Here is a 14825-nt window from a genome sequence, read left to right on the forward strand (position 1 = left end):
AAAAATCATGTGGCGTTGATGGCTGTTATTTTACCTGCAAGACAAAAGCATACAAAAGAATATTAAAGATATTTTTTATGCTTATTTTGAATATACCTGATGTAGATGTGATAACAACTGCAGAGCAATTGCGTGGCTTGAGTCTCATCGATAACGGTTTGCAGCTGATCGATGACACGTTGGCAATCATCAAGAGTCATTAGGCTTTCTTGTGCCCCCAAACCAAAAAGTGCGGGTTGAGCTTCTCGCTCGCGTGGCATAGGAAATCGGTCCACCTTCCAGCGTTTCCACCCGGCCACCGGCATAGAACACCACCGCTTGTGCAGCACCAGTATCCTACAGGCAGGTAGGGCCTAAGCCCGGGTAGACATCGGCGCTGACTAAAGCGTGAGTTACCTAGCTATTTGGTACTTATAAAATTTTCTTTTACTGGGGTATTTGCATCTACATCAAAGGCCACTCTGTGCCCAATAATCTTATTCAGCAATTTGGGTGGAAGGCCATACCCCGGCCGCACACTCCGCACGCAATCTTCAGTTATTACATCACCAGCCTTCATGTCTTTCACAAAATATAGTGAACGCCGAAATTGAGCATTACCCTGCTCACTGGATTTTCGACCATAGTTAACCTCGCCGAGAGCTTTCCAGGCCGTTTTGCTGTCACTACAGAGTGCCGCCAGATCGGAAGGCTCCAGAGAGAAGCTATCGTCCGGGCCACCGCCATTGCGATCGAGTGTGAAGTGTTTTTCAATCAGGGAAGCGCCCATCACCACGCTGGCAATTGCGGTGGTGTTATCCAGAGTATGGTCTGACAAACCAGTAACCAACCCAAAACGCTCAATCATGTCTGCAATCGTTCTCAGGTTGTAGTCTTCTGCGGGAGCAGGGTAACCGCTAACACAATGCAGAATGGCCAGCTGCTTGCAACCACCTTCTCTCGCGGCTGCAATTGCCTCCTCAATTTCCTCTGCATTGGCCATGCCGGTGGAGATGATCATGGGCTTACCGGTAGCGGCGACATAGCGAATAAGCGGTAAGTCAACTGCTTCGAACGAGGCAATTTTATAGGCTGGCGCATTCAGATCTTCCAGCAAATCCACAGCGGTGGAATCGAAAGGAGAGCTGAATATAGGGATACCGATTTTTCTGGCGTGTTCAAACAAGGGTTTGTGCCACTCCCAAGGCATGTGAGCTTCTTCGTAGAGCTCATAGAGAGTTCGACCATCCCACAGACCACCTTTGATTTTGAATTCGTCGGCATCGGAATCTAGGGTGATCGTATCCGGTCGGTATGTTTGCAGCTTCACTGCATCGGCACCGGCTTTTGCGGCTTCTTCGATGATTTTTAGGGCTATTTCCAGCTTGCCGTTATGATTAGCTGAAAGTTCGGCAATAATGTACGGAGGGTACTCTTGACCTATCTTTCTTCCTGAAATTTCCATGATTATAATCCGACTAATTATGAATTACGTTTTGCCCGATTCGTCAGGAAAATACTTTTGATTCAGGCAAGCAACACAAACCCGATCTTCGGACTTTGAGCCCATCCAGTAATAGCCTTTAAGTGTGGCTTCGATATACCATCCAGCTCTCGTATAAGCTTTGATTGAAGGTACATTGCTAGCGTACATACCACCATGAAGTCTACGAATGTCATATTTTTCAAAGGCAATCTTATTAGCAAGCCCTATTGCCCTGCTCGCAATACCCTTTCCAAGATATTTTCTGTTTCCAACAAAGCACACCAAGTCAGATGTTTTGTTTTTCTGATCAATAGGCCCAACTTTTATGTTCCCGATTTTGTCGCCTGACTCGCTCTCTATCAGATAATAAAACCACTTCCCTGACGTAATACCGTTGTGAAAGTCTTTGACAATCACTTCTTGGGAGAATGTCCTACCACTACCCGTAAAGTAATCGAGATGACCATCAGCATTCTCAAACCACGATACATACTCTTCATCAATGTGCTTAAGTTCTAAAGGTATCAGCTTGAAAGCACCAGATGTATCGTAATACATAATTATCTCCTTTTGGTTTTTCCAGATCAGCTAGTAGTCTCCTTCCGTGGCACCAATCCCGCTATACTTATTGATACTCGCCTGCAGCCATCACCATCGACCAGTTCTTTTGCAGCATTCGACATAGAAGAAAGGTCACATAACAACTTAGCTTCATTTGTAAACCGCGCAATTACATTTCTTATGTCTTCAGCCGTTTTAGCTATCACAGCAACCCCATGCATACTTAGAGATTCGGCCGAGTGCTTTTGGTTATCGGCCAGCACTAAAACAATAGCTGGCAGCCCCAGACAACAGCGCTCCCATGACGTACTACCTGCTGCACCAAAAGCAATATCTGCCAAACACATCCGCTCTGCCATATCATTAACGCCAACACTCACCGTTGCCTGAAAATGAAGTTCCAAAGCCTGTTTTTTTATCACTTCAAGATGAGGAGCAGACCCACCCATCACAATGTCCAACTCGGTCTCTGCTGGAAGAGTGCTATTTGAAAGCGCCTCTAGCACCTCACCCGTAACATTGGTACGGTCAACGCCGCCTAAAGATATCAGAATGCGCTTGAGCTCCGGTGTGCACCTGCGCTCAAGACTGGATGGCCTAAGCTCTGCAAATTCGGGACGAAGTAGCGCATACAGTGGACCGATCAGTTTTGTACAGGCTGGATGAACCAGTGCTTCGTAATCTGCAGATTCTCGACCCAGATTTTGATCCAGTAATATCGAACATTCATGCTCCCGGTCTGCTAAGTCATCAATCACCATAATCTGCCCAACTGCTTCGGCCAGTGTACGTTCCCATGGAGCATCGAGCGCGTAATGGTCAACAATCAGCCAATCAGTGTTGTTTCGGGCTAGCACTTCAAGCGTTTGCTTGGCATCGGTTTCCCATGGAACGCCCAGCCAACTGGAATGGGCAAGCGTTGGTTCATCTTTTGCCAACGTTTCCAATTGGGCTGGTGACTGCATCAGATGAAGATCAAAACCCTTTTCAGTAATCAAACCTGCTAGATGGCCTTCATGGTTTCGGCAAATAAACAGGCACTGATGGCCCTGTCGACGCAGTTCTTCAGCCAGAGTTAGGCAACGCATGACATGGCCAGTGCCGATCTGGATAGAGGCATCAGCACGGAAGGCAACAGTTAATGATTGATAGAGCATTACTGGTCAGCAACTTGATTAAAAACGGCTTTAGCAAAGATCAGGTCATCGTAGTCATCAATATCAACGGCGCTTGTCCAAGGTAACGGCTCGAAGACATGATTTGGCCCATAGTAGGTTTGGCTACCCATCAGGTTCTTACCTTTGGTTATCCAGATGGCACCGGTAGGGCAATAAAGCTCTGGCAAGTCTTGAGAACGTTTTGCAGCAGTTTCAGGGAAGAGCCTTTCTGGCTGACCGTAGTAATCAAGCTTTACGGCCCACCAAGGATTCATCCATCCATACTTAAAACAACTAATCTGAAAATCGCGGTTGTTGGTAGTGAATCGCTCAACAGCTTGCCTCACATCAGCCGCTGAACGCAGAGGACAGTTTGCCATCAACTGTACTACGAGGTTGTAGTCCTCTTTCCAATAACTCTCTGCCTGTTTCAGCGCAGCGCTTGTGGCCTCACTGACTGGAGAGTAATCGTCAGCATGGCTGGTTCTTAAAAAAGGAACTTCTGCGCCATACTCAATGGCGACTTTGGCAATTTTTTCATCATCTGTAGAAACTAGCACTCTATCAAAACACTTTGACTCTAGGGCAGCTTCAATTGTCCATGCGATCATTGGTTTGCCCTGAAAATTGATTGTGTTCTTATCAGGAATGCGCTTTGAGCCACCGCGAGCCGGTATAATGGCAATATCTTTGCTCACCACAGAGACCAACCTCCATCAGCGACGAGGGTCTGGCCGGTGATTGCACTGCTGCTATCCTGAACAAGTGCCTCCAAGGGCCCAACTAGTTCCGATTCAGTCAACATCCTGCGGGCTGGGGTCAGGTCTGCATAACGTTGCTTGAAGGCTGAGTCTACGCGTCCTTCAACCCCCCCGTAAGCAACACAATTCACTCGCACGTGCTTATCCGCCAAACGAACGGCTAATTCCTTTGTTAAATGAACCAGCGCTGCTTTTGCAACGCCGTATTGGATCGGGGATTGTTTAGGATATTCGTCATACAGGTGAGGGTTTGCAGCAACAATGCCATACTGCGAGCCTATATTCGTAACTGTCCGCAGCTGATCTGCTTGGGAGTTATACAGTGCCATAGACAACTCGTATGGGACGACTACGTCCATGAGATGCTCAGCCTGAAAATCCTCTCGCTCAGTCTGACCGTGATCGTTCGTTCTCAGAGATGAAAGGCTGCGAGCATTATTCACTAAATGGTTCACAAAAAAGCCTGCTTCATGAACTTTCTGAACCAGACAGAGAGCCGCACCTTCTTCCATGAGGTCAGACTCAATTGCAAAAACGTTATCGAGCAACTGCGCTTCAGCTATGAATTCTTCCGCCCGCCCCTGATCGGTGGAAGTAAAAACGACTTGCCATCCTTTATTCGCAAAGTGGGAAACAAACCTACGCCCAAATTTCCCTGTGCCTCCGGTTATCAATATTGTCTCTGTCATTTCCTGCCTTCTTCCAATATTTGAACGACTCTAGAATTAAAAATTTTTGGTGTCTCTGTGGTGCAATTTCGGATACCAGCTATGAAAGTTTCTAAAGTCTTTTTAAACGCAGAGAACGAATCTGTGAAGAGAAGCTCTTTCCAGCCATGAGTGCCAAAAACGCGAATAAAAATCGGCGTCACAGCATCACCGGTTGCGAAAAAGCTGGTTTGGATACCACTTTTCCAAGTGACAGAAAGGCTGCCTGAACCAGCTGTTGATCTGCCAGATATTTTCGAAAAGCCTTTTGGTGAATCTCCAGCTGGAAGCATTTTCAGTACAGGCTCGATGATGTGTACGGCGTACTTTTCCCAGGACTTCGGGGTACAAGCAATAATCTGGCGGATCTCTCCTAACTTAACCCTATCTTCCTCTTTCAATTTCAATTCATCACTGTACCTTAGCGCTGAGCAGGAAAATATCTGACCGCGGTATCGCTCTAAGGCATAAAGTTTTTCGAGATCCTCAAGTGATAGTGCAATTGGCTTATCAATATAGATGGGAATTCCCGCTTTGAGAAATGGCTCTGCGTATTTCAGGTGTTTCTCTGCGTCATCTCTTGCCAGCAATAATGCGTCGACTTGTTTCAACATATCTTGTGGCTTTTTCACAACCGTTTCAACCAAGCTGGATCTTGAGATTTGTTCTGATAATTCATAATTTTGAGTCCAAACAGATACCACTTCTGCATCAGGAATACGGCTTTCTGGCCACTTCTGTTGTTCAAGATACCTGGGAATCACAGGGAAACCGCAATGTTCCATCGCCTCCTGGTTATATCCGTTAAAAATCGCACTCCATGAATATGGGTGACCATTTCCCTCGGACAAACCGATAACGCCGAGTTTGAGTCTCATAACGTCCAAAGTGCCGGATTAATTAAGGCTTGCTCTCCAGATTGAAGACTTTCTGGAGCTTCAGGTATTTTTGTGTTCGCAGCATTGACTACTTCTAACAATTGCTTAACAGAGTCTATACCAACCACTATTTTGTCGACTTCAGGCTGATTATTCAGAAAGCCCAAGCAAGCTTCCAGTGGCAGTAACTCGCTGGACTTTAGCCAGCCATCGAAACGCTCAAATAGAGGACTCCAGGGTTTAAAATATGCAGGCCTATCGGAAGCTGGCAACAGAAGCAGACCCTGCAAAAAAGCGGATCGAATATGAATTTCTGTCCCCTCTTGCTTCAGTCTTGTCAACCAGCCAGACTCAATCATGCGGCGATCTAACAAGTTCATTGGGGCCTGAACAAGATCAAATTCGTAATGTGGATATAACTTACTGAGGTCTTCCGGCCCGTACACCGATACACCCAACTTTTTAATTAAACCTCGTTCCTTTAAGGCCTGGAGAGCCTCAAAAATCTTACCCCCATCCGAGCTCAAAAGCTCCAACGGTCGATGTAAAAGAAAGCCATACAACGTATTCACACCGAGGTTATTAAGTGAGCTTTCAAGCGACTCTATAACCGAAGAGCGAGCGTCTGAATGCTCTGAAATTTGAGGCGGTAGTTTAGAAACAATGTTGAAGCCATCAACTCCAACGGTTCCCAATGTCTGCTCACTGTTACCGTAAGCAGCGGCCGTATCCAACGTATTAATATTATGGCTTTTGGCGGCTGACAGGATATTTTCAACCACGGACAAGGGCACTCGCCCCTCTTTATTGGCAACCCCGTAATCCATGCCGAACTGAGCGGTCCCTAGAGCGAGCTTCATGATGCAAAGGCCTTATTCAACTTAACAACCACGTCGTCCTGATGCTCATCCGTCAGCCCCTGAAACATCGGTAAGCTGATCGCTTCCCGGTAATACTGCATCGCTTGCGGGAACTCTTGCGGCTCGAACCCCATATTTTGGTAATACGGCTGGGTATGAACGGGAATATAGTGCAGGTTCACGCCTATACCCTGCTCTCTCAAAGACTCAAATACCTGACGATGGGTGTTGGTGATTGCGTCCAGCTGCAGGCGAATCACATACAAATGCAGTCCAGAAAAACTGTCTGGGTGCTGCCACGGTATTGTTACGGGTAAGCCTTTTAAGAGCTCACCATAACGTTTGGCTAGCTCATGACGGCGGGCGACAAACGCATCCAGCCGGTTCATCTGACTGATACCCAACGCAGCCTGCAGCTCGGTCATACGATAGTTATAGCCCAACTCCACCTGTTGGTAATACCAAGGCCCGTCCGGCTCATGTGTCATTAAGCTCTGATCACGGGTAACACCGTGGCTACGCAATAGGTTCATGCGGCTGGCTAGCTCGTCATCATTGGTCAGCGCCATGCCACCTTCAGCTGTAGTGATGATCTTTACCGGGTGGAAGCTGAACACAGTAATATCGCTGTAACGGCCACTGCCTATAAATTCGCCCATGTACTTGCCGCCAATGGCGTGGGAAGCATCTTCAACTATGCGGAAGCCAAACCGTTGGCTCAGGTTATAGATCGCCTCCATATCGCAGGGCTGGCCGCAAAGGTGAACGGCCACCAGCACTTTCGGTAGGCGATTTTGCTGCTTGGCTTCTTCCAGCTTTACTTCAAGGGCCTGCGGACACAGGTTGTAGGTTTTCGGATCGATATCCACGAAATCAACTTGAGCACCGCAATACAAACCACAGTTGGCAGAGGCCACGAAAGTAATTGGTGTTGTCCACAACCAATCGCCCGGCCCCAGGCACAGTGCTTTGCATGCAATGTGGAGCGCAGAGGTTGCGCTGTTCACGGCTAAGGCGTGTTTAGCCCCCACATGAGCGGCTACCTTAAGCTCGAAGGCGGGTACTTTTGGGCCTTGCGTTAGAAAATCTGACTTAAGAACATCAAGCACAGAATCAATATCGGCTTGAGTAATTTCCTGCTTACCGTATGGGATCATTAGATCGCCCCAATCTTCCCTCGATTTTGATCTATCCAAGCCTGCAACTCGTCATGTGTCATCCATTCCTTATTGTTATCACTTGAGTAAACAAAGTGATCTGGCACTTTTTTACCATCTTTGATTCGATTGGCGTCTTTATCCCAACTATTAATTTGTGGCAGTATCTTATAGTGCTCAGGATACTCATAAGTGTAATAAGCATCTTCTGCGCTAATCATTTGCTCATGCAATTTTTCACCAGGACGAATACCAACGATTTCTTGTTTGGCTTCAGGCGCGACCACACGTGCTAACTCGGTAACTTTCATTGATGGAATTTTCTTGACGTAAATTTCGCCACCTTCCATATCTTCAAATGCATGCCAAACCAGTTCAACACCTTCTTCCAAAGAGATCATAAAGCGCGTCATACGGTCATCAGTGATAGGTAAGGTGCCTTTATCTTTAATCGACATAAAAAAAGGTATCACTGACCCGCGCGAACCCATTACGTTACCATAACGCACTACTGAAAAGCGTGTTGGGTTATGACCTGCATAATGGTTGCCTGCGACAAACAGCTTGTCTGACGTTAGCTTGGTCGCGCCATAGAGATTGATCGGGCTGCTGGCTTTATCCGTAGATAGCGCCACCAATTTTTTTACCCCTTTATCGATGCAGGCATCCACTAGGTTCATCGCACCCAGTACATTAGTTTTAATGCACTCAAAGGGGTTGTACTCAGCGGTTGGCACTATCTTCGTTGCGGCTGCGTGGACAACGTAGTCCACGCCATCCAAAGCACGGTAAAGGCGGTCACGATCGCGCACATCACCAATAAAAAAACGTATGCGGGAATCACCTTCAAAAAGTTTAGCCATCTCCCACTGCTTCATTTCATCACGAGAAAAAATGATAACCTTTTTGGGGTTGTAGCGTGCTAAAAGCATAGGGATAAACGTATGGCCGAAGGAACCAGTGCCGCCAGTTATGAGAATTGTTTGATCATTGAACACTTAAGATTCCACTCGCGTAGCTTTGGATAATATTTGAGAGATAGCCTCGGCAATTTTCTCACTAGACCCTAAACTGTAATTTATTGATTTTCCAGGCACTCGCACCATATCTCCGATTTTAATTTCACCAATTCTAAAAAGCAGGCCTGTAGCAAATTCCTTCTCAACTTCTCCAATATAATCAGAGCAATAAACCGACGGTATACCAAAATTTAGAGCATCTAAAGCACAAGTAGATGAGTAGGTAACGTGGATACTAGCTTGAGCAAGCGAATCATGAATTGGCACTTTAAGAGAGTTTTCAATCTTAGATTTTACGCCTTCTTTTTTCAACATTGACTGAACCTCTTTTGCTTCCTCTACATGAAGAGGATGAGGCCTTATAATAACTTTCTGCCCTTTCATCTTATAAATAAATTTAATTTCATCAACTGGAACAGGGATCCCTTTTGATTTCGGCTGGTGGGTATAAAGGATTCGATTTCCCTTTCCAGATGTAAGTGCCTCGCCCTTGTTAAAAGTAGCTATACTAGGTGCCGAAAAAACCGGGTTTCCACCTTCTATAATACTAGCCCCTTCCTCAATACAGCTGTCTTTTGTCAACATTTTGGTTGCCATATTACTCCACGTCCAAAAAACATCTGGAAGTAACGGACTGCCAATCTCGCTTTTCTTAAACTTCGAGTAGCAGGGGTGCTTAAAGCCATTGATACCATGCTGAATATCGATAACAGTAATACCGAGCATCTTACAAGCAAGAATAATAGGAAAATAGTACAAACCATAGTAAACTCTAAAAACTAGGGCATCGATATCCGAGCTCTTCAAAAGATTATAATATTTAGCCACCATTCCATTCATCAAATAGAACCTCTCTTCTAAACTAGAGCGGATGCTGGTACCAAAGACCTCTTGAAGTTTGGAATCGAAAAACTCGATTTCTTCCTTTTGCTTATTACTTAATACTCTTCTAGATTGTGCGGAGAGAAGCTCTAATTTCTTCACTTCTACTCCATTGCTCTTAAATCCTTCAATGATGTTTTTCAAAAAACCTTCATCAAAAAAATAACCCACTCTGCTTATATTTCTTTTTTCTGGATAGCCATTAAGGCCCGCACCAGTAAGCTTTAGACCTCCTTTGGAAATTGCCGTATCTTTTCGTTTTACTTCCCGAAGACAAAACTGAAATCCTTCCCTTATCAGCGGAGAATAGGTTAATTCGTAGTCATCAGGCAGGCTAGAAACAATTTCGTTGTACACATCAAACTTTTCATAAGCGAACATAGCCCTGCGCCTCTAGAATATTAATTAAGCAATTCAAAAAGATTATCGTCCCGACCCAAGAAGGCGGTTTCATTTGCAGAAAAATGTGAATTTGATTCATTATTATTTTTTTCAACTGCAGGAGGAAGTAGCTTCTGAGCTTCAAGAAACTCTAACGCTTTATCCTGGCTAAAATCTGCTATCAAATCAAAAGCCATGTCATGCGCTGCGAAGCATGCGCTCAGAATAAAGGCTAGCTTCAACCTTTCTTTCTCGCTTAGATTAGCCATGCGCTCGTGACTAGGGAGGAAGAGAACATCGCCGCTCTCCTGCTCAGTGGCGCAGGCTGTTTGGGTGCTTAGCTTTTCTGGCAAATGGCTGTAGTGACTAATGTTATGGAAGCGGTAGAAGCGGAAGCCATTGCGACTAGCCCAGTGCTGTAGCTCTGCCAAGTTGGGCTGCTTTTCATGAGTAAGTTGAAAGGCAACGCGTGCCTGAATTAGCAACGTGTCTGTTAGCGACTTTTTACCATACTCAAGCACGGCCATCGCATCGCTTAGCTCGTCGAGAATCAACCAGTCGAGATTCCCTAGACCATCAATACTGTCCAGCGCCACGGTATTAATAGGTATTTCTGCCAAAGGCTTTGCGCCCAGATGGTGACGTTTGGGTAGCTTTTCAGCCGGTAGGGGCGTCAACGTGCTAGTCATTTCCGGGGTGACACAGGCGTGCAGCGTTGTTGCCTTGCCATCGCCTAATAAAGCGTGCTGGAATAACTGAATATAGTCGCTGCCTTCGTACTGCTTAGCATCCTTTATTTCACTGGCGGGGTCAAAAGCGACAATGCCAAAAGCTTCTGTAGACGCCATTTGGTCGGCAAGGCCACTTTTGATCAGGCTGGCACGGTTGTCGAGCACCATGATTTTACCTCTGATTTGCCAGGTAAAACCATCCGTAAGCCACAAACGATCAGTCTGTGACTCATACCTTTCTTTAACGCCAGGTTTAGCACTAATCAACTGCTGAAGGGAGTTATCGACTTTAAACTCTGGCTTGGTAGCCCGGCTGGCTAAGCGCTGACGGTGGCGTTTTTTCTGATTAATAGCGAAGTCTTTATTGCCAGCGCGTAACCCCGCCAAAGGTGCTAATGCGGCAAGCAATCGATCTGTAGCGCGATTGATGTGGTGATTATCTTTACCTACCTGCAAGGCGCGAGCGACATATTCCTGGTAAACATCTTCATCATCAAAAAAGCGGATGACGGCATCAATAAGCGGCTGAAGCTCATCGTCGCTGAGCAGCTGCTGGTAGGGTTCTTCATAACAGACGACTGGGAAGTCAAAGGCGATACCGGCGTTGCCAACCATTTCTGGCATACCACCGCGGTTGGTAATTAGTGCTGGGATGCCGTTAAGCATGGCCTCTGCCAATACACGTCCCGAACTTTCCCACCAGAGGCTAGGTGCCACTATCACACGGGCTCGGCCATAAGGGACGCGCATATCACTTGTGTTTGCAGTAACGGTCACATTGCTCAATGAATTACGCAGTTTACCCATTTTCTGGGTGGTTTCCCGCAGTACAGCCGACCAGTCGGCCCGCGCCTCAACTACTTCTAACTCAATATCAGGCCTTTCTCGCTCCAGCTTTTCGGCTAGCTGCACAAATATGCTCGCGCCTTTTTGCCAACTAGGGTTAACAAATAATAGGCGTTGACGTTCATGCTCCTCCGCGACAAAGCTTTCTGAAGCAATGAACTTGCCCACTGGCTTAGCCGCATATCCTACCGTTTTACGGTACATATCCGCCGTTGCCTGGCTGTCAGTTAGAATCAGATTCACATCACGGCACCAGCGTGGTGCTTTGTAGCTGCCATTAGCCAAGTAGAAGGCGACCTGAAGACCTCGATCACGTGCCTCGTCGGCAATTAACATATCTAGGGTTTGGCCGCCGTAAAACCACACAATATCAGGCTTAAATGAATCCAGCATATAGAGGTACTGATTGTACCAAAGCCCTTCTTCATGAGTCGTAAAGTGGTTACGGTTGTGGCTATAACTGACCACCAATTGGTGGGTTAGTGGGCCGTCCTGGGCTTCGATCAATTGGTGCAGGTGGGCACTAAGGTCTTGAAATTGCTCTTTTAGTTCTCTCATTCCCTTTGGGTTATCGAATACGGTCGCACCAAGCACTTTGACATCATAGCCATGAGCTACCAACTGCAATAACATTTGCCGCACAGTCATGCTGGCCCCGCTAGAGGAATCTAGCAAGCAGAATGGGTTAGCCCATAATATTCGGGGTTTGCGTTTTTGAGTAGCAGATGAAGAAGAGTTCTTAACCATGAAGCGGCTCACACAGAGAAGTGGCAATGTACCTAGCTTACCTTGGCAGAGCTGTGGGCAAAGGCGCGAATGCGCATGTATTTAAGTAGATGTTCTAGCAATCAGTACCGCTCAGGTGTTGAAGCAAGCAAAAAAACGGGGCCTATTGGCCCCGTTATTACTTTCTTTCAACATATTACCAACTAAGGTATTAGCCCAACAGAGACAGTACAGACTGCGGCGTCTGGTTAGCCTGTGCCAGCATGGAAGTGCCAGCCTGCTGGAGAATGTTAGCGCGCGTCATGTTAGACACTTCCACCGCGTAGTCGGCATCTTCGATACGCGAACGGGCTTCAGAAAGGTTCGTAGACGTGGTCGCCAGATTATCGATTACCGAATCAAAGCGGTTAAGCGTAGCACCTAGAGTTGCGCGATTGGTATCTAGCGTTTCAGTTGCAGTATCAACCGCATCAACTAGGCTTTGGAAGCTAGTATGTTCGCTACCACTCACAGCAGCAAACACTAAACTGTCAGCACCAGCAGTAACTACACCACCGCTAGCTCCGTCTAGTGCCAGACCTGCGCCAGTCGCATCAACGGTTTTTACAGCAATAACATCTTGGTCAGTAGTATTGGAGCCCACCTGAATACTCAGACTACCGCTAGCATTTAGCAGGCTTGTGCCGTTGAAGTTGTTACTTTCAGCCACACGATCAATTTCAGCTAACCGCTCGTTAATCTCGGTTACGATGGCATCACGATCTTCTGCAGCATTGGTGTCGTTGGCACCTTGTACCGCTAGCTCACGAATACGCTGTAGGTTGTCGTTGATTTGGTCAAGGCCACCTTCCATGGTCTGAACCAAAGAGATACCGTCGCTAGCGTTACGACTAGCTTGATCCATGCCTTTGATCTGGGCAGTCATTTTGTTGGCAATGGCTTGGCCAGCAGCATCGTCTGACGCGCTGTTAATGCGCAGGCCAGATGATAGACGCTCTTGCGCTTTAGCTAGCATGGCCTGTGAGTTGGACAGGTTGTTCTGGCCAATCAGGGCAGTAATGTTAGTGTTGATTACAGACATGTGAGTGCTCCTCGAAATTTAACTGGCCATGTGGCCTGCTTAGCGGCGCTTGCGTCGCCGTTATTATAATTAACGGCAGGCCCACCGATTTCTTTAGAAAAAATTACTCTTTTTTATGTAAATTACTGTAAAGCATTTTAATTATTATTCTGCATATTACTCAGCACGCTGAACTGCTGGGAGAGGTAGCTACTCATAGAGTTCATTTGCGCGATCAAGCCATCCAGTTGCCCAAACTGCTTGCGGTAACGCTCAGTGCTTCGCTCAATACTTGCTTCCATACGCAGCTTACGCACATCCAGGCTGTCAACTCGCTGCTCCGCACTATTCACCGAGCTTTGAATAATGCCATCTTCTGCAGTGATGGCTTCAAGCGTGGCGTTTAAGCGCCCTGCAAAGCCACCTTCTTCGGTTTCGCCCGCAAAGAAGGCAGATAGCCCCTCGGGGTTGTTGGCGACTGCATCGTCCAACTTATCCTCATCGACCTTTAATCGCCCCTTTTCATCAATGGCGATGCCCAGTTGTGAAAGACGTGAAAGATCGCCGGTGCCGAGGGTGTCTGTTATATCCCGGCGCAGGCGGTCTTCAATCGTACGAACAGTTCGGTCGCCCACTAATTCGCCTGATGTTTCGCCTTCACCGTTGTATGCCGTCATTCGATCAACGGTGGATTTCATTTCGTTGTAGTTGCTTACAAAATTATCAATCGCCTCTCTCAGCGCCCCTTCATCACGCTCAATCAACAGCGTAACGGGATCACCAGACACCGCCGTGAGGTCAAGCGTTACGCCTTGGATGGCCTCTTCAACGCGGTTGGTTTTACTGGTGATAGCAATGCCATTGACATTCAGCTCGGCGTCTTGACCTGAACGTTGGGTGGCTGCATCCATGGTCAGCGATGCCAAGCCTGAGAAACTCTCCAGTGAAGCATCTTGGCCCGTCTCTTTTGAGCTCAGCGCTAAGCGGTACCCGGTGCCATCATTTACGATAGAAGCAGTGACACCAGCCTCTTTATCCGCGTTGATTTGGTCACGAACATCAGCCAGTGTGCTACCTGCTGAAATAGCAACGTCGTAGCTTGTTTGCGTAGCGCCAGCACCGAAGTTAAGCGTCAGCGTTGCATCGGCTGCTGTTAGTTCTTGGTCTAGCGCCACGCTATTAGAAGCAGCGCTGCCTGCGCGTGCCAATTGGGTAACGGTCACTTCATAGCGCCCGGCATTCGCGGTTTCGCCTGCGGTCGCCAATACGCCATCGCCCGTCACGGTGCTTTTTTGCTGCTTAAACGTAGAGGCCTCATTCAGCGCAGCAATAGAGGCTTGCACCCTATCCATCGCTGATTCTAGGCGCCCATAAGCAGATATTTTGGTTTTCTGAGCACTTTGCTGCTCTAGAATAGGTACAAGCTTTTGGCGTTCGGCCGCTTTAAGCTGATCCACCAAGCCAGAGAGATCCAGACCAGAACCCACACCAAGTGCAGTTATCGAAGCCATGACTCAGTTCCTTATAAGTAGTAGATAAAGGTATCTATGGGAATTATCGGCTGTGGAGGGGAAAACTTTAGCGGCTATGACTTTTTAGGCTATTCCAAAAAAATGCCCAGCACATTGTGCCAG

The 14825-nt window shown here is 47.1% G+C and carries 13 protein-coding genes; all 13 read right to left on the bottom strand.

Annotation, left to right across the window (positions count from 1 at the left end):
• Positions 1–400 precede the first annotated feature (400 nt).
• The 13 genes from pseI to fliD all read right to left on the bottom strand — a co-directional run bounded on the left by pseI (position 401) and on the right by fliD (position 14702).
• Positions 401–1444: a pseudaminic acid synthase gene (gene pseI / locus AC5TBW_RS16135; RefSeq protein WP_495509531.1), complete on the bottom strand. Its 1044-nt coding sequence runs from the start codon at positions 1442–1444 to the stop codon at positions 401–403.
• A 24-nt stretch (positions 1445–1468) separates the two neighbouring features.
• A complete protein-coding gene (locus AC5TBW_RS16140; RefSeq protein WP_495509532.1) occupies positions 1469–2023 on the bottom strand; it encodes a GNAT family N-acetyltransferase in 555 nt (184 codons plus the stop codon).
• A gap of 26 nt (positions 2024–2049) precedes the next feature.
• A complete protein-coding gene (gene pseG, locus AC5TBW_RS16145; protein WP_495509533.1) occupies positions 2050–3183 on the bottom strand; it encodes a UDP-2,4-diacetamido-2,4,6-trideoxy-beta-L-altropyranose hydrolase in 1134 nt (377 codons plus the stop codon).
• Positions 3183–3881 carry an acylneuraminate cytidylyltransferase family protein gene (locus tag AC5TBW_RS16150; RefSeq protein ID WP_495509534.1) on the bottom strand — a complete coding sequence of 233 codons (699 nt, stop codon included), beginning with the start codon at positions 3879–3881 and terminating at the stop codon, positions 3183–3185. Before AC5TBW_RS16150 ends, pseG begins: the two co-directional genes overlap by 1 nt.
• A complete protein-coding gene (locus AC5TBW_RS16155) occupies positions 3878–4633 on the bottom strand; it encodes an SDR family oxidoreductase (RefSeq protein ID WP_495509535.1) in 756 nt (251 codons plus the stop codon). The genes AC5TBW_RS16150 and AC5TBW_RS16155 overlap by 4 nt, the downstream gene beginning before the upstream one ends.
• On the bottom strand, positions 4630–5529 hold the full coding sequence (locus AC5TBW_RS16160; RefSeq protein ID WP_495509536.1) for a Gfo/Idh/MocA family oxidoreductase: 900 nt from the start codon (positions 5527–5529) through the stop codon (positions 4630–4632). The genes AC5TBW_RS16155 and AC5TBW_RS16160 overlap by 4 nt, the downstream gene beginning before the upstream one ends.
• Positions 5526–6389, bottom strand: a complete 864-nt coding sequence (locus AC5TBW_RS16165) for an aldo/keto reductase (RefSeq protein ID WP_495509537.1) — start codon at positions 6387–6389, stop codon at positions 5526–5528. The genes AC5TBW_RS16160 and AC5TBW_RS16165 overlap by 4 nt, the downstream gene beginning before the upstream one ends.
• Positions 6386–7546 (bottom strand): UDP-4-amino-4,6-dideoxy-N-acetyl-beta-L-altrosamine transaminase, encoded by a 1161-nt coding sequence (gene pseC, locus AC5TBW_RS16170; RefSeq protein ID WP_495509538.1) that lies wholly within the window; start codon positions 7544–7546, stop codon positions 6386–6388. Before pseC ends, AC5TBW_RS16165 begins: the two co-directional genes overlap by 4 nt.
• The gene (pseB, locus tag AC5TBW_RS16175) at positions 7546–8544 is read right to left on the bottom strand and encodes a UDP-N-acetylglucosamine 4,6-dehydratase (inverting) (protein ID WP_495509539.1); all 999 of its coding nucleotides are present in this window, start codon (positions 8542–8544) and stop codon (positions 7546–7548) included. Before pseB ends, pseC begins: the two co-directional genes overlap by 1 nt.
• Positions 8545–9828, bottom strand: a complete 1284-nt coding sequence (locus AC5TBW_RS16180; protein ID WP_495509540.1) for a polysialyltransferase family glycosyltransferase — start codon at positions 9826–9828, stop codon at positions 8545–8547.
• A gap of 20 nt (positions 9829–9848) precedes the next feature.
• Positions 9849–12053: a glycosyltransferase gene (locus AC5TBW_RS16185; protein WP_495509541.1), complete on the bottom strand. Its 2205-nt coding sequence runs from the start codon at positions 12051–12053 to the stop codon at positions 9849–9851.
• Between the two features lie 289 nt (positions 12054–12342).
• Positions 12343–13212 carry a flagellin N-terminal helical domain-containing protein gene (locus AC5TBW_RS16190; RefSeq protein WP_495509542.1) on the bottom strand — a complete coding sequence of 290 codons (870 nt, stop codon included), beginning with the start codon at positions 13210–13212 and terminating at the stop codon, positions 12343–12345.
• Between the two features lie 137 nt (positions 13213–13349).
• Positions 13350–14702, bottom strand: coding sequence for a flagellar filament capping protein FliD (gene fliD, locus AC5TBW_RS16195; RefSeq protein WP_280104674.1), 1353 nt, complete (start codon positions 14700–14702; stop codon positions 13350–13352).
• Positions 14703–14825 lie beyond the last annotated feature (123 nt).

The organism is Vreelandella sp. ssv, from assembly GCF_059448525.1.